Source organism: Gemmatimonadota bacterium (assembly GCA_030747075.1).
In the GTDB taxonomy this organism is placed as follows: Bacteria; ARS69; ARS69; order ARS69; family ARS69; genus ARS69.
In genome coordinates this window covers 77,863-99,723 of sequence record JASLLL010000006.1, presented here as the reverse complement: position 1 = coordinate 99,723, position 21,861 = coordinate 77,863, and the positions used below count along the sequence as shown (strand labels likewise).

13 protein-coding genes are annotated in these 21,861 nt (G+C 66.5%); 3 read left to right on the top strand and 10 right to left on the bottom strand.

Going from position 1 to position 21,861, the window contains the following annotated elements; translation table 11 throughout:
• Nucleotides 1-50: 50 nt before the first annotated feature.
• From QF819_03625 to QF819_03600, 6 genes are read right to left on the bottom strand one after another with little or no spacing between them, the layout of a single operon-like run.
• A complete protein-coding gene (locus QF819_03625; GenBank protein MDP6802251.1) occupies nucleotides 51-908 on the bottom strand; it encodes a hypothetical protein in 858 nt (285 codons plus the stop codon).
• The gene (locus tag QF819_03620) at nucleotides 905-3,472 is read right to left on the bottom strand and encodes an FG-GAP-like repeat-containing protein (protein MDP6802250.1); all 2,568 of its coding nucleotides are present in this window, start codon (nucleotides 3,470-3,472) and stop codon (nucleotides 905-907) included. The genes QF819_03625 and QF819_03620 overlap by 4 nt, the downstream gene beginning before the upstream one ends.
• A 27-nt stretch (nucleotides 3,473-3,499) precedes the next feature.
• Entirely contained in the window at nucleotides 3,500-6,475 is a 2,976-nt protein-coding gene (locus QF819_03615) for a CehA/McbA family metallohydrolase (protein ID MDP6802249.1), read from the bottom strand.
• A 39-nt stretch (nucleotides 6,476-6,514) separates the two neighbouring features.
• Nucleotides 6,515-8,533 carry a sulfatase-like hydrolase/transferase gene (locus QF819_03610; GenBank protein ID MDP6802248.1) on the bottom strand — a complete coding sequence of 673 codons (2,019 nt, stop codon included), beginning with the start codon at nucleotides 8,531-8,533 and terminating at the stop codon, nucleotides 6,515-6,517.
• The gene (locus QF819_03605) at nucleotides 8,530-9,615 is read right to left on the bottom strand and encodes a 7-cyano-7-deazaguanine synthase (GenBank protein ID MDP6802247.1); all 1,086 of its coding nucleotides are present in this window, start codon (nucleotides 9,613-9,615) and stop codon (nucleotides 8,530-8,532) included. The genes QF819_03610 and QF819_03605 overlap by 4 nt, the downstream gene beginning before the upstream one ends.
• On the bottom strand, nucleotides 9,612-11,081 hold the full coding sequence (locus QF819_03600; GenBank protein MDP6802246.1) for a sodium/proline symporter: 1,470 nt from the start codon (nucleotides 11,079-11,081) through the stop codon (nucleotides 9,612-9,614). The genes QF819_03605 and QF819_03600 overlap by 4 nt, the downstream gene beginning before the upstream one ends.
• Before the next feature lie 237 nt (nucleotides 11,082-11,318).
• On the opposite strand from QF819_03600, the gene fumC reads away from it, so the two are divergent.
• Together fumC and QF819_03590 are read left to right on the top strand one after the other, a co-directional pair.
• The gene (gene fumC / locus QF819_03595; protein MDP6802245.1) at nucleotides 11,319-12,704 is read left to right on the top strand and encodes a class II fumarate hydratase; all 1,386 of its coding nucleotides are present in this window, start codon (nucleotides 11,319-11,321) and stop codon (nucleotides 12,702-12,704) included.
• A 194-nt stretch (nucleotides 12,705-12,898) separates the two neighbouring features.
• Nucleotides 12,899-13,861 carry a hypothetical protein gene (locus QF819_03590; GenBank protein MDP6802244.1) on the top strand — a complete coding sequence of 321 codons (963 nt, stop codon included), beginning with the start codon at nucleotides 12,899-12,901 and terminating at the stop codon, nucleotides 13,859-13,861.
• Nucleotides 13,862-13,868: 7 nt separating this feature from the next.
• Here the strand turns inward: QF819_03590 and QF819_03585 are convergent, their stop codons facing one another.
• Both QF819_03585 and QF819_03580 read right to left on the bottom strand, forming a co-directional pair.
• The gene (locus tag QF819_03585; GenBank protein ID MDP6802243.1) at nucleotides 13,869-15,407 is read right to left on the bottom strand and encodes an aldehyde dehydrogenase family protein; all 1,539 of its coding nucleotides are present in this window, start codon (nucleotides 15,405-15,407) and stop codon (nucleotides 13,869-13,871) included.
• Nucleotides 15,408-15,441: 34 nt separating this feature from the next.
• Nucleotides 15,442-15,945 (bottom strand): hypothetical protein, encoded by a 504-nt coding sequence (locus QF819_03580; protein MDP6802242.1) that lies wholly within the window; start codon nucleotides 15,943-15,945, stop codon nucleotides 15,442-15,444.
• A 250-nt stretch (nucleotides 15,946-16,195) separates the two neighbouring features.
• Between QF819_03580 and QF819_03575 the strand changes: the two genes are divergently transcribed.
• Nucleotides 16,196-18,502, top strand: a complete 2,307-nt coding sequence (locus QF819_03575) for a YCF48-related protein (GenBank protein ID MDP6802241.1) — start codon at nucleotides 16,196-16,198, stop codon at nucleotides 18,500-18,502.
• Between the two features lie 76 nt (nucleotides 18,503-18,578).
• Here QF819_03575 and pruA read toward each other — a convergent pair whose 3' ends face one another.
• Both pruA and glnA read right to left on the bottom strand, forming a co-directional pair.
• Nucleotides 18,579-20,213, bottom strand: a complete 1,635-nt coding sequence (gene pruA / locus QF819_03570) for an L-glutamate gamma-semialdehyde dehydrogenase (protein MDP6802240.1) — start codon at nucleotides 20,211-20,213, stop codon at nucleotides 18,579-18,581.
• A gap of 87 nt (nucleotides 20,214-20,300) precedes the next feature.
• The gene (glnA, locus tag QF819_03565; GenBank protein ID MDP6802239.1) at nucleotides 20,301-21,647 is read right to left on the bottom strand and encodes a type I glutamate--ammonia ligase; all 1,347 of its coding nucleotides are present in this window, start codon (nucleotides 21,645-21,647) and stop codon (nucleotides 20,301-20,303) included.
• Between the last annotated feature and the right edge of the window lie 214 nt (nucleotides 21,648-21,861).

The window sequence follows — 21,861 nt, the reverse complement described above, 5'->3', positions numbered from 1 at the left end:
GGCCGATCATGGGGACAGGAGGCGAGGGGAGTCAACACGGAAATCCGCCTTCAACGGCCTTTTCCGGGCGACAGCCAGCGCGGCAGAGAGGCCTTCCAACCGCCGCGGGAGGCCGAATCCGTGGCCAGAGACGCCCAGGAGGCCCGAATCACGCGCAGGTCGCCGGTGAGTTCGTCCGCCCTTGCGATGCGCTGGTTCGGGACGGGCAGGAGCGCCCGAGCGAGGAAACGGCGGAGCCCCTCAGGGAGGTGAGTCGGCATCACGGCCGGGTCCGGGCCCTCTGAACAGGCGCGGAGAGCCGCCTCTCCGGTGCCGCAGGGATCTTCGGGAAGAAGGAGCCGGGCGAGCAGTCTGGCCAGCGCAAAGACATCCGCGGAAGGCCTCGGCTCTCCTCCGCCGAGGTCCTCGGGCGCGAGAGGCGGGCGGCTCCCGAGAAACGGCCACCATCCGACACGAAGGAGCATCGTCTTCCCGCCCTCGTCAAGAAGCACCGCGTCTTCGTCCAGATGCCCGTGGCAGAACCCCGCCCGATGGGCCTTCGCCAGAGCAGCCCCGAGCGACTCCACGATCGACAGGGCGCGCAGAGGGTCCACCGGGGGGGCTTCGGCCAGCACCTCCGACAGCGTGCGCCCACGACAGGGCTGCAGAACGAGTACCGCCCGCTCTTCGATGGTCTCCGTTCGCAGGACCTTCGGCAGGGACGAGTGATACACGCGCGACAACCCCGCGCGAACCTCATCCGGGTGCGGCCGCCCCTGGCGCGGTTCGGCGCTCCCGGGGATTCCGGCCCAGAGGCGCACTTCGCGGCCTGATTCCCGCTCCTTTGCCGCGGCGTCGAAGGCGTCCCCGGGGAGATCGTGCCGTTCGAGAATCCGAAACGGCCCGAAGGACAGGTCGGGGCGGGTCATCGGACCCGGACGACGCGACGCGTGGTGGTCTTGCCCCCGGCCTCCAGCCGGAGGAGGTACACCCCGGGCGCCACGGTCCCGCCACCGGAAGTCCGACCGTCCCAGACGATCTTGTGCGGCCCGCTCCCCCGAAGTCCGTCGACCAGAACCGCCACTCTCCTTCCCGCCGCATCCAGCACCGTGAGGCGGACCCGCTGTCTGTCCGCGGTCTCAAACCGGATCACGGTGGACGCGGCAAAGGGCGAGGGCCGTGGGCTCTCCAGCTGGAAGCCCACGGAGATGCTGTCGGGCAGGACCGGAACGGAATCGATGACGAGACGCCTCCACTGGGGGACGGGAGCGTTCCGCTCTCCGGAGCGGGCGCATACGGTCCACCAGATCTCCTCGGCTCCAGCAGGCCCGTCGCGGGACGGAACCAGCGTGACCCGGCTGTCGGTCAGTCCCTCCACAAGAGCCCACTCCGAGATGGGCGCATCCGGAGAAGCGGCCAGGCGCAGATCGTAGACGGCTTCAGTGAGGTCGTCGGGGTCGATCGAGGATTCCCAGGCGAAGTGAACCGGCTCCCGCACGCCAGCGGAGGTTCCGTTCGAAGGGGTGTCCAGCGCGAAGGCCGCAGGCGGAGCATCTTCCGGCATCGAGTTGCGGAAGAGGTTCCAGCCGCCCCCCGACTCCCCCACGACCAGATCGAGATCTCCGTCCGCATCCAGATCCGCAAGGGTCGGGACCGAACGCGCCCCGACATCCAGCCCGGAGAGTTCCATTCCGGCCGGAGCGAACGCCGGGTGCGCGGAGGTCCCCTCGTTTGCGAAGAAGAGGATTCCACCATCGCGGGAACCGACCAGAATGTCCGGGTCGCCGTCCGCATCCAGATCGGCGACGGCCGGAGCGGCACTCTGCCCGAGAGGACCGAGCTGGTGAAAGTCCGTACTCCACAGTTCGAACGAAGGTGCCGTGGATGACCCGACATTCCGGAAGGACGCCAGATGGGCGGTCTCCTCGGAAAAGGACCAGCTTCCGACCAGCACATCCAGATCCCCGTCCGCGTCAAGGTCCACAAAACGCGGAACCGCCGCAGCATCCAGCGCGTCCGCGAAAAGACAGCCCATGGCGTCTCCGAAGTCCGGGTGATCCGTCACCTCGGCAAGAAGCGGCTCTCCCGGCCCGTTGCGGGTGTTCCTCCAGTACCGGATTCCCCCCTCGGAGGTGCCGACGAACACATCCATGTCTCCGTCCCCATCGAGATCCGCAACCTCCGGGGCCGCCCAGTCGCTTCCGGGAAGCGAAATCCAGCTCGGGTTGATGACGGCGTACAGGGGGGAGTCCGCAGAGCCTTCGTTGCTGTAATACTCCACGCGCTGGCCGGTCCCCACCCCGAGCAGAAGGTCCGGGTCTCCGTCCAGATCCAGATCCGCCGCCGCCGGGCAGGTGTTCTGTCCGCGATCGAACTCACCAAGCCAGTCGTCGGACTCCAGACGATGGAACGGGAAAGACGGCGTGCCGAAGTTGGCGTAGTACACCAGTCCGTCGTGCCCGGTGCCCGCACCCAGCACGGCGTCGAGATCCCCGTCCGCATCAAGATCCGCAAAGGAGGAGAGAATGTACTGCGCATAGACGGCGGGTTGCCCGAACTCGTCGGTGAAGTAGGCTTCCGTACGACAGGTGAATCCCGGATCCGGCGGCCCCCCCGTGCCCTCCCAGAAGTACACATTCGGATTGAACTGGTCCCCGACGAACAGGTCCGGGTTTCCGTCCGCCGTCAGGTCCTCGAAGGAGAACAACATGAACCCGTGTCGGCCGCCCGGAGGCGTCTGCGCGGGAGATGCGCCGCGCTCCGGATTGCACGACCCGAACACGATCGAAATGTCCTGGTAGCTGTCCGTTTCCCGATGCATGACCGCGGAGCCCGGCCCGCCCTCGTTGCGGTAGAGGATGACGGACCCCTGATTCGATCCATCCCCCATGAGAAGGTCCATGTCCCCGTCCCGGTCGATGTCCGCAAAACCGGGGGTGGCCAGAAAGAACGGGATGGGCACCCCGGCATCATCCGTCCAATGCCCGTCCGGATGGTCCGAGAGGTTTTCGAAGGATGGGGACTCGGCGGGGCCGGTATTGTGGAGAAGGAAGCCGAGCGAGGAACTCCCGTCCGGCGGACGATCCTCCACCAGGAGGTCCGCATCGCCATCGGCATCCATGTCCACGAATCGCGACCAGAAGTACCGGTGGACGCCGGAGTATTCGTCTGTCACCAGTGAATAGGCCGCCGCGGCGGGGGTCCCCGTATTGCGATAGAAGCGGAGCTTCCCGTCCTCCTCGTTCACGAAAAGATCCGCGTCTCCGTCCGCATCGATGTCCACGAACTGCGGCCGAGCCTTCTCCCATCCGCCATACCAGGCGCGCTCCACCGGTCCCCATCCATCGATCACGAGGATGGTGTCCAGCTCGCGCTCAAACTGCGGAGTGGGGACGCCACAGCACGGGAGAGGCAACCCGAAGAACGCCACAACGGCCGTGCCGCCCGCGGTCAGCCACCTCCGGAGACTCCCCCGCCCACCCCTCGACTTCACTTGATCTGGCCCCGCCAATCTATTGTGTTAGCGTATCTTGACAATCTTCTGATCCAGCCTTACCCCACCTGCCCGAAGCCGGAGAAAGTACACGCCCGCAGCCACCGTCTGCCCCTGACGGTCCCGCCCGTCCCATTGAATCCGGCCCGTCGGCTGATCCCGGGGGATGGCGCCCAGGTCCCGCACGCGACGCCCCTGTACATCCACGACGGACAGATCCGCCGGCGCGGTCAGGTCCTTCCCGAGCACGAAGGGAATCTCGACGATGCCGCGAAAGGGGTTGGGACGCGCCTGTCCGAAGGCGGTCCGCGCGGGAAGTTCGGAGACGGAGGTGCCGCCGGAAAGAAGGTCCGTGCCGTTGCGCAGCGTGAGTCGGTAGCCCGATGTGTACGGCGGGGAGAAGTCGTGCTGAGTCACCAGAGCGGCAAAGGTGAGATCTGTCATGCCCATCGCCTCCGGAGGCACCACCACACCCGCTGGAATGTAGAGCGGCGCGTTTCCGGTGCCGTCATTCACCTGTACCAGGCCTTCCGCCCCCCCGACCGGCCAGCTGCCCGAGGTCACATCCGCTCCGGTGATCCTCACGACTCGGCCCTCCAGCGCTTCACCCGGCGAAGCCGCCGAACCGGTGGCCAGATCGATGGGCGGCGGACAGACCCCTCCGACGCTCACCACCTGAATGTCCGCGTCCAGAAGGAAGGTCTCCCCCACCGCGTGCCCCACGATCCCGGTCGCCCGGATGATGTCTCCCCGCTCGATGAGCGTCGGGGTGCCCGGCACTTCGCGCACCTGGATGCCACCCGTGCCGTCGTCCAGGTAGAACCGACCCGGAACGGACGGAATGAACCCGGACAAGGTGGTGGCGCATCCTTCGATGGAAACCCACTGCCCTGCCCGCACCGGAACCCCGTCCGCGTCCACCGGATCCAACGCACCGATGTCCGTGTCCGGCGCTTCATTCCCAGGGGGCGTGAACTGGCCGTCACGGTCCGCATCCACGCGGATGGGATTCGTGAATGCCAGCGGCCGGAACCACTCGCTCGGCTCGACCGGATCCAGCCCCGCTTCCCCTTCGACCAGGACCAGATACCAGCTGTCCGCCTCGGGCCGATCGTGCCAAGTGTAGGTGATATCCTGAACGCCCGGGGCATCCGCAGCCAGCGGGAAGGTGCGGACGGGAACCGCGTTGCGGTAGATCGTGCCCTGCCCCACGCGGAGCCAGGAGGCGCAGCGCACCCGGCAGGTGATCTCCACCTGGCCGCTGGAATCGGGAACCACCGTCTCGCCAAGCCCTTCACCGTCAATCCGGAAGTCCAACACGGGGCCGTAACTCACGAAGACTCTCCCGGCCAGCACGGCCGCGACCAGTTCCTCTTCGGAGGAGTCCCCCGGGCCAAACGACGAACTGGCCACGAAGTTCCTCGGGTACCCAGGATTGGAGTAGGCGATGTGATGGGAGTCCGAGTTGCCGGTCGCGGTAATCCGACGGCCTGAGTTCAGCCAGCGCATCCAGATTCGGAAGTTGCTCATGCCCTGTTCGATGAACCCGCCGTTCATGACTTCGATGGCATCGAAGTCCCACGACCACCCGGGGTTCTCCGGCTCCCCGGTATGGGAGTTGACGCCGTATATGTCGAAGTACTGGTTGCCCCAGTCGGGAATGCTGGGGTGATTCACCTGCACGATTTCGTCTCTCAACGGAGTGCGCGCGCCCGCGAAGAGTTCCTCGGGTGTCACGCCCTCGTACGGAGGAGAGACGCGCCCCGCGTCCAGCGGCCAGGCATTGAAATGGCCGAAAGACGGGGATCGGGTGGTGATCTCGTCCCCGATGGAAGAGGTCATCCATTGCGTGAGACCCAGCCCCTCGATCACCGGCGTGTAATCCGTCACGACATTGTGGTCTGTCGCGATGGCCCACTCGACGCCTTCGGCCGCGAGGCTCAACACGCGTCCGGGCACGGGAAGCGGGGTGTCGCTGCTGGGAGCGCAGTGCAGGTGGAAGTCTCCCGACACCCATCCGGGAACATCCACCTCGTGTTTCAGCGTCGCCAGAACCGTCGTCGATCCGCCCGGGGAGACGGCCACCCGCTCCTCATATACCGAGTACTCCGGGCCACGGGACACCATGACATCGTAGATTCCGGAAGGGAGCCGGATGTCTCCGCCACCGGGCGGAATGTAGGCGGTATTCCCCGAACCCTCCGCGCGGTCCTCCGGGCCGAGATCCAGCTCCGGCAAGGCACTGTCCGGTGTGAGAACGACGCGGGCGGGGAGCGAATCCCCACTCTCGTCCCGGGCTTCCACGGTGAGCACCGCATCGAAATCCCGGACCGACACCCACCCGGTGAGGTCCGCGTCGCTGCGGGGCTCCAGACAGAAGTTGGACCACCCGAACGCCATGACCCCGGTGATCGAGTCGAAGGTGTCCCCGATGTCCGCAATGTAGGAAGTGAAGAACTCGTCGTCGATGATCGCCCCGTCGCCCGAGGTGTCGGAGACGGTGTACTCGCCGTAGCGGCTGGTTTCGTCCGTGACGGTCGCGCCGCCCAGCCGCACGAGGACGCCTTCCCAGGTCTCCCCGTCCAGGAGCAGATCCGCCACGGTGACCGGGGCCGGATCGGGGAGTTCGGCGACTCCCAGTGATCGAACGGCTTCCTGCAGGAGGCGGGTTTCTCCCCACCATTCCGTCACGGTGCCGTCCACCACCACCTGCTCTCCGGGAACGCGGTCGAGAGAGTAGGCCTCAATCTTCAGACCGCTCCACGCCCCGCCATCCGGATCGGAAACATAGTAGAACCGGCCGTGCGGAGAGACCGCCGTGACCACGCCGCGCAGGCGAACCGTCTCTCCGGCACGCGGGGAGTCACCCACCGGAGAGGAGGTCTCCTGGACTTCGCGAACCGTGAAGATGCGGCCATCCTCCGGAGGAGCGAATGAGAGCAGAAGGAGGGCGGCGCCCGGCAGCAGGAAACCGGCACGAATTCGGCGTGTGGAGATGGTCATGATCGGACTCTCTGAGGTTCGGGTGGAGAATCTTCAATTCTACTCCGATTGCCCCCCGTTTCCAAGGGGTTGCGCAGGATGCTCAAGTTCCCGCATGAGGTCCGCCAGTTCCTTTCGGCTCACCCCCGAGAGGCGGCGCTTCGCGGAGAGCGCCCGCACCTCGGCCATGGCTTCCGCCGTGCGGCCGGTGTTTCCCAGAACGCGAGCGAGGTTCTCGCGCGCCCGGTCGTCGCCCGGCGCAAGCGCCACGGCGCGCTCCGCAAGTGTGGCGGCGCGTGCCTCCTCCCCCGGCACCCTGGACAACTCGACCGACAGATTCGCCAGCACATGCACCGCGTCGGGATTGAGCCGGTGGGCGGCTTCAAACGCCTCCCGCGCCTCCGCCGCACGCCCCATCTCCCGCAGCGTCAGCCCCAGATGGTACGGGTGGTCCTCGACCAGCGGCTCCGCCTCCGCCAGCTCCCGCAGCAGCTCCGCGGCCTGGGCGAAACGCCCCGCGTCGGAGAGGGCACGCGAGCGGAAGGCTCCGATCCGCCCCGGTCCCGGGTTTTCCGCGTGAAGCGCGGCCAGCTCCTCCAGCCCCTCCTCCGCACGCCCCGCCCCGACCAGCGCCTGCCCCCGCATGAGCCGCAGCTCTTCATTCCCCGGATCCATCGCCAGTAGACGCGTCGCCTCCCGGACGATGTCGCTCTCCTGGAGTCCCCCCCGCGCGCGCTCCCGGATTTCGACGATCCCGTTCCAGACCTCGAGCATGTCCTTGGGGTCGGCGCCGGTGGCCTCGGGGGCGTCGCTGGAAAGGACATACCCCAGCGCGTGGAGCTTCTCCAGTTCGTCGGCGGAGGGGCGCCTTCGCGTCTCCCGGGCGGGTTCCCCGGCAAGCACGGCCTCCACCAGTTCGTCGAGCCTGGCTTCGACATCCGGAAGCGTCCCCGCCAGATTGGTCGTCTCGCCGGGGTCCGCGTCCAGGTCGTACAGCTCCGGGCGCGGTGCGCGCACCCACGCCCACCGGTCGTCGCGGAAGCCGGAGAGCATGGACCAGCCGTACTGGTCCAGCGGAAGACGCGTCTCGGAGTAGACAGGGCGGCCACCGGAAGTGGATCCGCCGATCTCCGCCAGAAGGGAGCGCCCGTCCAGTCCGGAAGGGACGGGAGCGCCCACCAGATCCAGGACCGTCGGGGTGAGGTCGGCGGAGGTGACCGTTCCCTCGACGCGTCGCCCCTCCGGAAGCGCGCCGGGCGCGGCCAGGACGAACGGAATGTCGAGCGTCGCCCCGCGAAGAAGGAGGCCGTGCGTGGCTTCGCCGCCGTCACCGAAAGCCTCGCCATGGTCGGCGACCACCACGACCAGCGTCCGCGCGAGTTCCCCGGAGTCACGAAGTCCATCGAGCAGCATGCCGATGGAATGGTCCGTGAACGCGATCTCCGCGTCGTAGAGCCGCCCCCGGAAGCGCGCCCGGAAGGACTCCGGCGGCTGGTGCGGCAGGTGGGGGTCGTAGTAGTGCGCCCACAGGAAGAAGGGCCGATTCGGATTCGGCCGGTTGCGCAGCCAGTCGAGCGCAATCCCCGACACCTCCGAAGCCGGTCGCTCCCGATGGGACTGCCCGCGATCGCGAGGCCGCCGGAAGTGGTCGTCGTACAGGTCGAACCCGTCCGCAAGGCCGTACTGCCGATGCAGCACGAACGCGCCGATGACCGCGGCCGTGTCGTAATCCCGCGCGCGCAGAAGATGCGCGAGGGTCGGCACCCCCTCGGCCAGGGTGTATACGGCGTTGTCCAGCGCGCCGTGCGCGGGCGGGTACCTCCCCGTGAGGATGGTGGCGTGGGACGGCAGCGTCACCGGAGCGGGAGCGACCGCTCGCTCGAAAACCACCCCGCGCTCCGCAAGGCCGTCGAGGACGGGGGTCTCGGCCCCCTCATACCCCGCAAACCCCAGGTGATCCGGGCGGAGGGTGTCGATCGTCAGAAGCAGGACATTCCACCCGGCAAGATCTCCGGGCGCGGTCGACTGCCCGCACCCCGCAAGAACGCCTGCTGCCAGCACCGCCGCGGCGCGTCTCATATGCGCAACTCCTCAATGCTCTCCAACCGGGCGGGCCCGACCGTGACTTCCTCCACCGGCCGCTCGTCCACCATCGGGAGCGTCTCCGTTCCCGACGCGGGCGGCACCCGGTATCCGACGCGGACGGCGGCGGCATCCCGCGCCTGCCCGTACCGTGCGGTAATGGCCGCCACGCGTTCGATCTCCTCCCACCGAAGATCACGCGGAGCCTCCGCCAGCACCGTAGCGCCCGGCGCATCCAGCGCGAAGAACTCCCAGCGCCCGCGGCGATGGTTCGCCAGAAACGCGTTCTCCGATTCGTCCCGGCCGATCACCACCTTCACCTCGTCGGGAAGACGCAGATGCCGCCCCACCTTCAGCAGCACGAACGCCTCCGCGTCCGCTCCCGGGCTCTCCTGATGGTCCAGCCAGTCCCGGAGCTTGCGCGAATAGGCCTCATCCGTCAGGAAGCAACACCCTCCGGCAGGTTGTGGAATGTCCTCCGGATTCAGCCCGAGGCGCTGCACTTCAGCCATCTGCACCTTCCGGCTTCGGCCCGATATGCCCAGGAGTTTTTCGCGATCCAGCCAGCCTTCCGCTTCCGGAAGCGTCGGCGGAAGGAGCTTTGCGGACAGCGGGCGCACCAGTCGATCGCCGAGCCCCGACTCCTTTGCCGCGATCATGAGCGCCTGCCGGTACTGGGACTTCGGCCGCTGGCCCAGCACTTCTCCCGTGAAGACGAAGTCCGCCCCGGTCTTCTTCATGTAGTCGGCCGCCTTGGCGAGCATGTAGGACCGGCAGTCGAGACACGGATTCATGTTCGCGCCGTATCCGTGCTTCGGATGGAGGAGCACCTCGTCGAAGTACTCCCTGGAGATGTCGATCAGGGTCACCGGAATCCCGAGATCCGCACCGGCGCGGAGAGCCTCGTTGCGAAGCGAGTGATCCGGGCTGTCCATGGCGCGGTGGTGATCCGTGAAGCAGAACCCGGTGGAGAAGTTCAGCGCCTCGATCTCCACGCCCTGCTCCTTGACGAGTGCCATCGCCAGCGTGCTGTCGAGACCCCCGGAGACGAGCGCCAGCGCTCGGGGAGAACGGCTCATTCCACCACCTCGGCGACCGGATCCACGATGCCGCCACCGCGCTTCCCTCTCCCGGTGGCGAAACTCACGAGAACCACCAGCGCCATGGAGATCAGGAAGGTCGCGATCTTCAGGTCCAGCGTTGCCTGCAGCAGCTCGACATTCCGCCACGCGACCGTCGAGACCATGCCCCCGATCATTCCCGCCAGCACGCCTTGTCGGGTCGTGCCACGCCAGCGAAGCGCCAGAATGAGCGGCGGGCCGAAGGAGGAACCCAGCCCGGTCCATGCGTAGGCCACCCAGTCGAAGATGAGATCCTGATTGCGGAATGCCAGAAGAAGCGCCACCAGCGCGATCACGACCGTGGCTCCGCGCGACAGCAGCAGGAGCACGCGCTGCGACGCTCCCGGGCGGAGGATGCGCGCGTAGATGTCTTCCACGAGAGCGGAAGTGGCGACGAGAAGCTGGGAGTCCGCCGTCGACATCATGGCGGCGATCCCCCCCGCAATGGCAAGCCCGGCAAACCACGCCGGGAGAAGTCGCATGGCGAGAAGCGGCATGACCTGCTCCGTGTCGGCCACATCCGGGAGAATCCCGATCGCGACGAGCCCGACGAACACCGCCCCCCAGTAGGAGAGCAGCACCCAGCTCATGGCGACCGTGTGTCCCTGCCGCACCTCGTCTTCGTGGCGGATGGCCATGTAGCGCGTCAGGAGATGCGGCTGCCCGAGGTAGCCGAACCCCCACGACAGGCTGCCGATCATGACGCCGAACAGCAGCGCCCGCCCCGTCTGCCCGCCGGACATGGTGAGGAACTCCGGCCCCTTCGCGCCGACGGCGTCCACAAAGCCCGTGAGCCCGCCGAGTTCGAAGATCCCCATGACCGGCAGAATCACCACGACCAGCATCATGAGCAGCCCCTGGAACACATCGGTCCACACGACCGCCAGAAACCCGCCCATGAAGGTGTAGAGCACGACGACCAGCGCACCCAGGATCATCCCGGTGGATGCGTCGATCCCGAAGGTCGCGTTGAGGATCTTCCCCGCGCCCACGAACTGAGCCCCCACATAGGCGGTATAGAAGAAGAGGATGATGACCATCGACACGACTCGCAGCACGCGCGTCGTGTCTCCGAAGCGCGCCTCCAGATAATCCGGGAGCGTCAGCGCACCGAAGCGGCGGGATTGGGCGTTCAGGAGCCGCGCCAGAAGCGTCCATGAGAAGAAGACCCCGAATGCGCTTCCGATGACGGTCCAGAACTCGCTGAACCCGGCGGCATAGGCGGCACCGGGCAGCCCGAGAAGGAACCATGCGCTCTCGCCGGAGGCCCGTTCGGAGAGGGCAGCGGTGAACGGGGAGAGCTTCCGGCCGCCCAGCACGAAGTCGTCGAAGGAGCGCATCTTCCGCCAGGTCACGATCCCGACGGTGAGAATGGCCGCGAGATAGAACCCGACCCCGGCCAGGAGCCAGCCCGATCCGGTCATGGGCGGCGCTCGCGACGGGTGCGCAGGCGGATTCCAACGGTAAGCCCCAGAAGAACCAGCCAGGCTCCGAAGACAATCACGATGGTGGACAAAGGCATGGGTTCCCTCTCCCGGATACGGACACGGCAGGTTATCAGCAGGAACTGGAGTCGCCAAGTCCGTCATTCACCGATACATTGGCTCGGAGTGGACGGACCGTCGGCATGCCCTCGGAAGGAGGATCCCGTGACCCCGAAGATGAGAACTGAAACCGACACCATGGGCAGCGTGGAAGTGCCCGAAGACTGCTACTACGGGGCACAGACCGCCCGGTCGCTGATGAACTTCCCCATCGGGAATGATCGGTTTCCCCGGGAGATGATTCGGGCGCTGGGAATCGTGAAGCAGGCGGCGGCGCAGGCCAACCGGGAGATCGGCACTCTCCCGCCGGAGAAGGCGGACCTCGTGGAAGCGGCGGCCGCCGAGGTCGCCGAGGGGAAACTGGACGACCATTTCCCGCTGGTGGTCTGGCAGACGGGCAGCGGCACGCAGTCGAACATGAACGCCAATGAGGTGATCGCCAACCGCGCCATTGAGATGGCGGGCGGAGAGCGCGGAAGCAAGGATCCCATCCACCCCAACGACGATGTGAACCGTGCGCAGTCCTCCAACGATGTCTTCCCCACCGCCATGCATGTGGCCGCCGGAACGACCGTTCGGGAGACGCTGATTCCGGCCGTGGAGGAACTTCGCGAGACGCTGGACGCGAAGGCGAAGGAGTTCGCGGGCATCACGAAGATCGGCCGAACGCATCTGATGGACGCCACGCCGCTGACGCTCGGGCAGGAGTTCTCCGGCTACGCGCACCAGCTCGATCGCGGAGTCTCGCGACTTTCGGCGGTGCTGCCCGGGTTGTACGAACTGGCGCTGGGCGGGACGGCGGTCGGTACGGGACTGAACACGCACCCGGACTTTGCACGGACGGTGGCGGCGAAGGTGGCGGGTCTGACGGGGCTTCCATTCGTGACCGCACCCAACAAGTTCGAGGCGCTGGCCGCCCACGACGCGCTGGTTCAGGCCTCCGGTGCCATGAAGACGGTCGCGTGTTCGCTCATGAAAATCGCGAACGATGTCCGATGGCTCGCCTCCGGACCACGGTGCGGCATCGGGGAAATCGGGCTGCCCGCAAACGAACCCGGCAGCTCCATCATGCCCGGCAAGGTCAACCCCACTCAGTGCGAGGCCATGACGATGGTGTGCGCGCAGGTCATCGGGAATGACACGGCGGTCGCGGTCGGGGGAGCTTCGGGGAACTTCGAGCTGAATGTCTTCAAACCGCTCATCATCCACAATGTACTGGGGTCGGCGCGGCTTCTGGCCGACGCGTGCCACTCGTTCCGCAAGCGGTGCGCGGCGGGGATTGTCCCGAACGAACCCCGAATCGCCGAACACCTGACCCACTCGCTCATGCTGGTCACCGCGCTCAATCCCCATGTGGGGTACGACAATGCGGCACGAATCGCCAAGACGGCTCATGCCGAGGGGATCACGCTGCGGGAAGCGGCGGTTCAGCTCTCGATCCTGACTGCCGAGCAGTTCGACGAACTCGTGCGACCGGAGGAAATGACCGCCCCGAGACGGTGACCTTCGTGAAAAGTACCTCTCAGGTTACGATTGTTCCCGGCTAGCTGACCTCCCTGTCTTGATTTCCGCGTGCCCTCGGGGCCTCCAGGTGCTAGATTCCCCTTGGCGTCCCTGTCGAACCGGGGCAGGAACGCCAAGGCGAAACATCGGGGTTGTTCCTCCCCTGCGGAACACGACTCACCGTTGGAGCCCCCATGACCGTTGTTGTGGCCGCGAAGATCACCGATCTGAGAGCGGTGTCCGAAGTCCGTAAGTCCCTCTCCCTGCCACAGGTGGGATTCGCGGATCTGCGGGCCGCCGCCACTCAGCTCCTCCCCGTCATGAACGCGCATGATGTCGGCGTGTCCGTCCACGACCCGGCGGCGGACGGCGCCCCGGATGCCGACATCTGGTTCCGACGGAGCGACGCCGAAGCCGTCCGGTCGATCCTCCGCGAGTGCCCGGAAGGGCACCTCCCCTTGAAGATGCTACGCCGGGCCGGGCGAAAAACCTCGCGGATCAGTTCGCTGTGCAGCGACAACCCCGCGGGGTTCTTGTCGTCGGAGTACCAGCAGCGCTTCCGCTCCGCCACAGGCATGCAGCATTCCGTGATCACGCATCTGGGAACGGAGCCGGGAGAATCCCTGGGCAGGATCACCTATCTGCGCGCCGCGGGCACTTCGGACTTCCGGGAGGAGAGCGTGCGAATCCTGCGCGCAATCCGCCCCGCATTCTCAGACGCGGCCCGGCGAATCCTCTCCAATCGGTGGAAGCGGCCTCATCAGGAGATGGCGCTCATCTGCCACTCGGGGAAGCTGCTCTGGCAGTCGAACGGGTTCCGCTTTCTCTGGGGCACGATGGACGACGAGCGCCTCGGGGGGAGACCACTGGACGCGCGGGATCTGCGCACAGGGTCGGTGGTGTGCCGCGCTCTGGCCCGCCACCTCGACCATCTGAACGCACCCGAGCAGCCCCCCCCGCTGCGTCCCTATCGGGCGCGGCGTCCCTACCGGAACGGGCGCGGAGCACTGGACGCGAGCATCGCGCAGGCGTCCGGGCTCATGCTGGGATGCAACCGGGACATTCTGCGCCTGACGCTCACCCGCGACAGGCCCGCGGGAAGGGCCACCGTTCCCGGTACCCTCCCCGCGGCATGGGTGGAATCGCGGGTTTTCTGACGGCGCGTCAGATGTCGAACTTCACGCCCTGAGCGAGAGCCATCTCCCGGGACCAGTTCAGCGTACAGGTCTGCCTGCGCATGTAGATCTTCCAGGAGTCCGAACCCGCTTCGCGGCCGCCGCCCGTGTCCTTCTCCCCGCCGAAGGCCCCGCCGATCTCCGCCCCGCTCGTTCCGATGTTCACATTCGCGATCCCGCAGTCGGATCCCCGGTGGGAGAGGAACTCCTCCGCCTCCAGCAGGTCCGTCGTGAAGATCGCGCTCGAGAGACCCTGGTCCACGCCGTTTTGCGCGGCGATGGCCTGGTCCAGGTCGTCGTAGTCGAAGAGATAGAGGATCGGGGCAAAGGTCTCTTCCCGGGTGATGGGCATTCCGGGCTTCGCCTTCACGAGCGTCGGTTCCACGAAGAAGCCGGGACCATCGACCCGGTTTCCGCCATGGAGGATCTCTCCGCCTTCGGCGCGAATGGTCTTGATGGCCTCTTCGAAAGTCCGGACCGCGTCCTCGTCCACCAGCGGCCCCATGAGCGTGTCTTCCGCCAGAGCGTGACCGACGCGGACCGATGCGTACGCCGCGGTGAGGCGCGCGGTGAACTCCTCCGCGATGGAGCGGTGCAGGAACACGCGGCGCGTGGAAGTGCAGCGCTGGCCCGCGGTCCCCACGGCGCCGAAGAGAATCCCGCGGAGCGCCATCTCCAGATCGGCGCGCTCCGACACGATGATGGCGTTGTTGCCGCCGAGTTCCAGGAGCGAGCGAGCGAGCCGTTTCGCGACGGCCTCGCCGATCCGCCGTCCCATCCGGCAACTCCCGGTAGCCGACACCAGCGGAATGCGGCGGTCGTTGATGAGCCGCTCTCCCACGCTGGACCCGCGTCCGACCACGAGGCTGAACACGCCGTCGAGACCCATGCCGTCCGTCACCCGGTTGCAGATCTTCTGGATGGCGATGGCGGTCAGCGGAGTCTTCGACGACGGCTTCCAGAGAGTGACATCCCCGCATACCGCCGCGATCATCGCGTTCCACGCCCAGACCGCACCGGGGAAGTTGAACGCCGTGACCACCCCCACGACTCCCAGAGGATGCCACTGCTCGTACATCCGGTGCCCGGGGCGCTCGGAGTGCATGGTGAGGCCGTAGAGTTGCCGCGAGAGACCAACCGCGAAGTCCGCGATGTCGATCATCTCCTGGACTTCGCCCTCTCCCTCGGAGCGGACCTTGCCCATCTCAAGGCTGATGAGCGCGCCCAGGGGCTCCTTGTACTTCCGGAACTCACCCGCCAGAAGGCGAACCACCTCGCCGCGCTCCGGCGCGGGCCTCATCCGCCATGAGAGGAACGCCTTTCCGGCTTCCTCCATGACCTTCTCGTAGTCGCCCTCGCCCGCCTGCAGAACGCGCCCGATCTCGGACCCGTCGTTGGGGGACGCACTGACAAGTTCCGGACCGGACGGTGTCTCGATCCACGGTCCGTAGGAAGCGCCCTTCTGAACTCCCGTGAGGTCCAGCGCCTCCAGGATGTCCGACTCGGGAATGGCGTGGGTCCTGGTCATCGGTCTCTCCTTCTCTTCGATGCTCCCCCTGGTCTCAGGAGGACGAAACGGTCTCTTCTTCAGCGAACGCCAGCGCGTTGAGCGCGGGCCAGTCGATGGCAGCCTGCGCGGCGAACGCGCGCAGGAGCAGTGAACGCATGAGCGGACTCTCCCCGCCCAGGAACTTCCCGACGACCTCTTCCAGGAGCGCGGCTTCCGGTTCCGCCGGAGCCTGATCCTGAAGAACGCCGTCCTCGTGTTCCAGTCCCAGCATGTCGAGCAGTTCGGCAACCTCCGCTTCGTAGCGCTCGAGGAAGAACGCCGCGAGGATCTCGGAAGCCGTCTGGCGATTCACGCGAAGCGACAACGCCTTGCGAAACATCTGCGCGCGCTTTGCGAACGGCTGCTTTCGAAGGAAGACGGGGCGAACTCGAAGCGTCTCGGAGGCTGCCTGCTCCGCCTGTGCGTACAGCGGACGAAGTTCCTCGCGCATCTCAAGGAAGAAGGCCTCGGCCTCCTCCGGAGTGAAGCTCCGGTACACATCGGACGAACAGGTCACGGCTCTCTCCCCGGCTTGCGGTTGAACTCATCAGAATCAGGCGGCCGGGAGTCTACCGGATGCGCCCCCCGGCGCGCCACGACAATCCTCACTTCACGCGGGCGGAACCCGCCCGTGCATCCGGGGAGGCGTGCGCCTCGGCCTTTCGGCTTGATTCGCACAGGCCTGATGCGGTTCAATGAAGGCCTCGGACGATTGCCCCTCGTCCCCGGTTCGTCCGTCCCCCAGAAAACCCGGATGGAGACCTCTCATGAACATACTGACCGCTCCGCGCTCCCGACACGCACTCCTCGGCGCGGCGCTTGCCGCAACGGTCCTCTTCCTCGTCGCTCCCTCTCCTGCATGGTCCGCCTGGGAGTGGATCGGGGGCGGGAAGATCCAGGCCGTCAAGGCCATGTCCCCCGGCACCGTCGTGGTGGCGGAAGACGGCGGACGGGTACGCCTTGTGGAAGACTACGGGGTGCTGTCCACCCCCCTGCAGACCGGCGACGGACGGAACCTCCACGGAATGTGCGTGCTGGGAGCGCAGAATGCGTGGGTGGTCGGAGGCATGGGCGGCGGTTGCGAAACGCAGGTTCCGGACGATCTCGTGGACGGGATCATCCTGCACACCGCCGATGGCGGCGCGGGCTGGACGGAACTCCCGAACCCCAACCTTCCACTGGAGCGGATGCAGTTTGAGGATGTGTACTTCACCGACACGATGCACGGCGTCGTGGCCGGGTGGCAGCACGGTCGGGTCGGAGGGGGAGCTCCCCGGTGCGATGTCTTCTCCATCAACCGGATCTCTTCGATCTTCGTCACCTTTGACGGGGGAGCCACCTGGCAGGTGGCCGGTCGGCATGAAGCGCCGGATTCCTGGTACACGGCCGTGGATTTCCGAAACGCGACCGAGGGGTGGGCCTCCCGAACCTGGACCGGCCTCGGGAATCAGGACGCGCTGTACGGGACGCTCGATGGTGGAGTCACCTGGACCGGCGTCCCCACTCCCGTGGCGGAAGGCCTCTACGATGTGAAGGCGACAGGACCACTCTCGTGCGTGGCGGTGGGGGAATCCGGCACCATCCTCCTCACCTCCGATGGCGGCGCGTCGTGGGCCACGCCGACGACGGGCGTGTCCTCGCTCCTGCGGGGAGTGGACTTCTCCGGGACGCTGGGATTCGCGGTCGGAAGCGGCGGCACCATCCTCCGCTCCACGGACTACGGAGTCAGCTGGGGTACGGTTGCGTCCGGTATCGCGACCGGACTCCGGGATGTCTCCGTGCTTTCGTCGACGGAAGTGTGGGCGGGTGGCGAACACGGCGCGCTCCTGTATTCCACCGACGGAGGAGACAGCTGGACGGTGGTCTCGCAGCCGACCACTTCTTCGACATTCCTCGATGTCGCGGCCACCGGGAGCGGAGCGTTCGCGGTGGGGTACTATGAGACCGCACTCCGCTCCGACGACCTGGGGGACACCTGGCAGAGCGTATCCGGGTTCACCGGGCACCTTCGGACGGTGGAGTTTCCGACGGCGACTCTGGGATGGGCGGGCGGGGGAATCAGCGGCGTGGCGCACCTCTTCCGTACGACCGACGGCGGCTTGAACTGGGACGAACCGGCGGTCGGCGACCCGCGCAATCTGCGCGACATCGGCTTTCGCAGCCCCACGCAGGGCTGGACTGTCGGCCATGTGCAGAGTGACTACTTCACGCGCGTACGCCGAACGACCGATGGCGGCACCGCGTGGAAGGACGCGACGGATATCTCGATGGCGTGGGGACAGGCGGGGCTTTTCGTCAACGATCTGACGGGCTTCGTCGCGGGAGAACGCCCGCCCGAGTACGGGGCACGCGGCAGGATCTGGCGCACGACCGACGGCGGCACCAGCTGGACTCTGGTGCACAATGAGACCGCCCATCAGAACATGCGATATGTGGACATGGCCGCGACCGACTCCGGGACGATCTTCGCGGCGGGGCTGGCATGGATCGTGCCGCCGCTTCGCGCGGTGGTTCTCCGGTCGACCGACGGCGGAGCGAACTGGCACACCGTGTACGACGCGGAGGGTTTCAGCGCGAACTGCCTCGCCACCCGCGGGGATGAACTCTGGCTGGGGTGCAGCCACGGACGAATCGTCTACAGTGCGGACGCCGGAGACACCTGGTCTGTGGAGAACAGTCCGACCACGGAGTCGATCGAGGGGATCGCGCTCTCCCCCGACGAGAGCATGGCGTACGCAGTCGGCGAGGAAGGGATCCGCCTCGTGCAGTCGTTCGGCGCGGTCGACGCTCCCGATGCGCCGCTCCCGGGGACGGGAGCGCTGGCCGTGACCGCCTGGCCCAATCCATCGTCGCGCGCGTCCTGGATTCGAGTCCGGGGTGCCGCGGGCGAAGGGTGCGTCGTGGATATCCATGATGTCCGGGGGCGCCGGGTCCACTCGCGATCCATTCCGGGAGAGCGCGAGACCTTCGACCTTCGCTGGGACGGCGCGGAGGGCGCCGGAGTCTACTTCGTGCGCGTGACGGACCGCTCCGGGCAGGTCGCCACGACGAAGATCACCGTGCTCGACCGCTGACGCGAACATCTCCCCCTGCGACAACGGGCCCCCGGGGAAACCCGGAGGCCCGTTTCACATCACCCCGGCACAGCACTCAGTCTTCCGGATCCATGAAGGGATACGGGAAGTCCTGCGGCCCGACAAACTGCTCCTTGATGGTTCGCGGCGTGACCCATCGGGAGAGGTTCAGCGAGCTGCCCGCCTTGTCGTTGGTACCGGAAGCGCGGCTGCCCCCGAAGGGTTGCTGCCCCACGACCGCACCCGTCGGCTTGTCGTTGATGTAGAAGTTGCCCGCCGCATGACGCAACCGGTCGGAGATGTCCGCAATCACCTTCCGGTCCCGCGCGAAGACGGCGCCGGTCAGTGCGTACGGAGAGGTTTCGTCGCAGAGTCGGAGCGCCCGGTCGAGACCGCCGTCCGGGTAGACATAAATCGTCAGCACGGGTCCGAAGATCTCTTCGCGAAGGAGCCGGAAGCCCGGATCCGTCGTCTGCACCACCGTCGGTTCGATGAACCACCCGTCGCGCCCGGAGCAGCCGCCTCCCGCCAGCACACGGGCGGATGCGGAACGCTTCGCCGTGCGGATGAAACCGGAGATGGTGCGGTAGGCGTTCTCGTCGATGACCGCCCCCATGAAGTTGCCGAAATCTTCCGGGTTCCCCATGCGGATCCGCCCAACCTGATCCAGCAGATTGTCCCGCATCTTCCGCCACATGCTGCGCGGGATGTACGCCCGGGAGGCGGCGCTGCACTTCTGCCCCTGATACTCGAAGGCGCCTCTCACGAGCGAGGTGGCAAGAACGGCGGGATCCGCAGACTCATGCGCGAAGACGAAGTCCTTCCCGCCCGTCTCCCCCACGATTCTCGGGTATCCGTGGTACCGCTCGATGTTCGTGCCGATCGTGCGCCAGATCCCGTGGAACACTTCGGTCGAGCCGGTGAAGTGAACTCCGGCCAGCGCGGGGTCCGCCAGCGCGGGATCTCCCACCTCGCCGCCGGAGCCGGGGACGAGATTGATCACGCCCGGGGGCAGCCCCGCTTCCTCGAAGAGACGCATGAGGAAGTGCGCGGAGTAGACCGCGGACGACGCGGGCTTCCAGACCACGGTGTTCCCCATGAGCGCGGGGGCCGTCGGGAGATTCCCGGCGATGGAGGTGAAGTTGAACGGCGTGACCGCAAAGACAAACCCCTCCAGCGGGCGGGACTCCACACGATTCCACACCCCCGGACCACTCACCGGCTGATCGGCGTGGATCTCCTGCATGAAGCTCACATTGAAGCGCAGGAAGTCGATCAGTTCGCAGGCGGCGTCGATCTCCGCCTGATGGCAGGTCTTGGACTGCCCGAGTACCGTCGCGGCGTTCAGAACCTGCCGCCACGGCCCCGCGAGGAGTTCCGCCGCTCGAAGGAAGATGGCCGCCCGGTCCTCGGGAGCCATTCGTGACCACTCCGGCCAGGCCTTTGCGGCGGCGGCGATGGCCCGGTCTACTTCCGCTTTCCCGGCCTTGTGGTACCGCCCGAGCGAGTGCCCGTGATCGTGGGGAACGCGGCAGGGCCCGAACCGGCCCGTGCGGACCTTTCGCCCCCCGATGACGAGCGGGATTTCGATCGTCCGCCTGCGAAGCTTCGTGATCTCTCTTTGGAGAGTGTCGCGCTCGGGAGTGCCCGGCGCGAAGGAAAGCACCGGCTCATTGACCGGTTCCGGTGCCAGATAGATCCCATTGGCCATGGTGAACCCTCAGTTTCCTCTTGGTGATCGACCGGCCCTTCCGGCCCGCCTGACAAGGTACTCCTCCGGAAGGCCTCGGAGGACCGCTCAGTACTTCCTGAGATAGGCATCCAGTTCCCAGGAGTGAACCTGCCTCTGATACTCCGAGATCTCCGCCCTCTTCGACTTCAGATAGTGCTCGATCGAGTGCTCGGCAAAGGCGGAACGGACGCATTCGTCCGCTTCCAGCGCGTCCACCGCGATACTGAGCGAGGCGGGGAGTTCGCGGATTCCGTGCTCCCGCCTCCACTCCTCGCCCTTGAGGTAGACATTCACCGCCACCGGGTCCGGGGCCGCAAGCCCCCGGTCGATGCCGTCGAGTCCCGCCACAAGAAGCGCGGTGGTGAGGAAGTACGGGTTGGCGGTGGGATCGGGCGAGCGGACTTCGATCCGCTTGGACTTCCCGGTGCCCTTGGGAATCCGGATCATCGGGCTGCGGTTGGCGAGGCTGTACGCGATGACGGTCGGCGCCTCGTAGCCGGGGATCAGCCGTTTGTAGCTGTTGATGAGCGGATTCGCGAACGCCGTGATCGCGGGCGCATGCGCCATGATCCCCGCCATGAACTGGAGCGCGACTTCCGAAAGGCCGTGCGTCCCGGACGGATCCGCGAAGAGATTCTCTCCGCCCTGCCAGATGGAGAGGTGCGTGTGCATCCCGTTTCCGTTGATGCCTTCCTTCGGCTTGGGCATGAAGGTGGCCTGCAGGCCGTAGTCCCGGGCGACGCTCTTGATGAGCGACTTGAACTTCATCAGGTGGTCCGCGGTCTGGAGAGCGTGCGCGAACCGGAAGTCGATCTCGTGCTGGCCGGCCGCCACTTCGTGATGCAGCGCCTCGATGTCGAAGCCGAGCTCCTGAAGCTGATCGGTGATCTCCCTGCGGACGAGCACTCCCCGATCGACCGGGTCTACATCGAAGTAGCCGCCCTCATCATGAGTGACGAGCTTGCCCTCCTCCAGCGCCTCCGCATCGAAAAGGAAGAACTCCGCCTCGCAGCCCGTCATGAGTTCCCAGTCGCGCTCTTCCTTCATGCGGGCAAGGAAACTCTTCAGATTGAGCCGGGGATCCCCCTCGAAGGGACGCGCGCCTTCCGCACCCTGCTTGTCGGTATATACATCGGAGAGAACGCGAAGAACGCTCCCGGTGCCGTCGGGGGAGTTTTCGTAGAACCGGGAACTCCAGTCGGGGTAAAGCGCCATGTCACTCTCGTCGATGCGGGCGAACCCGTCGATCGAAGAGCCGTCGAACATGAGCTCATTCGCGAAGGCCTTGTCGATCTCCCGAAGAGGAATCTCGATACACTTCGGCATTCCCAGAATATCGACGAACTGAAGCTGGACATACCGGACGCCGTGCGACTCACATTCCGCACGGATCTGATCGAGACTGTGAGACATCGTGGAATCGGTCATCCGAACGCTCCTGGTTCGTGGGGTCGCTTACCCTGCCCCGGGATGGACAGCGGACGGCGGGGATCCGATCGATCTCCCGGCCGACGGACACGCTTCCTGCGGGATCGTTACCACGGAATATCGACCTGCGCACCCGGATATTTAGCCTTGGAGTTCGCGCAACACCGGTCGGGGGCACTTGATGGATTGGCCGGAGAGG

Bases quoted from the DNA above. Each gene is read 5' to 3' on its own strand.
- QF819_03615 (MDP6802249.1), bottom strand. From the start codon at position 6,475: ATGACCATCTCCACACGCCGAATTCGTGCCGGTTTCCTGCTGCCGGGC.
- QF819_03605 (MDP6802247.1), bottom strand. From the start codon at position 9,615: ATGAGCCGTTCTCCCCGAGCGCTGGCGCTCGTCTCCGGGGGTCTCGAC.
- glnA (MDP6802239.1), bottom strand. From the start codon at position 21,647: ATGTCTCACAGTCTCGATCAGATCCGTGCGGAATGTGAGTCGCACGGC.
- QF819_03585 (MDP6802243.1), bottom strand. From the start codon at position 15,407: ATGACCAGGACCCACGCCATTCCCGAGTCGGACATCCTGGAGGCGCTG.
- fumC (MDP6802245.1), top strand. From the start codon at position 11,319: ATGAGAACTGAAACCGACACCATGGGCAGCGTGGAAGTGCCCGAAGAC.
- pruA (MDP6802240.1), bottom strand. From the start codon at position 20,213: ATGGCCAATGGGATCTATCTGGCACCGGAACCGGTCAATGAGCCGGTG.
- QF819_03625 (MDP6802251.1), bottom strand. From the start codon at position 908: ATGACCCGCCCCGACCTGTCCTTCGGGCCGTTTCGGATTCTCGAACGG.
- QF819_03600 (MDP6802246.1), bottom strand. From the start codon at position 11,081: ATGACCGGATCGGGCTGGCTCCTGGCCGGGGTCGGGTTCTATCTCGCG.
- QF819_03610 (MDP6802248.1), bottom strand. From the start codon at position 8,533: ATGAGACGCGCCGCGGCGGTGCTGGCAGCAGGCGTTCTTGCGGGGTGC.
- QF819_03590 (MDP6802244.1), top strand. From the start codon at position 12,899: ATGACCGTTGTTGTGGCCGCGAAGATCACCGATCTGAGAGCGGTGTCC.
- QF819_03575 (MDP6802241.1), top strand. From the start codon at position 16,196: ATGAACATACTGACCGCTCCGCGCTCCCGACACGCACTCCTCGGCGCG.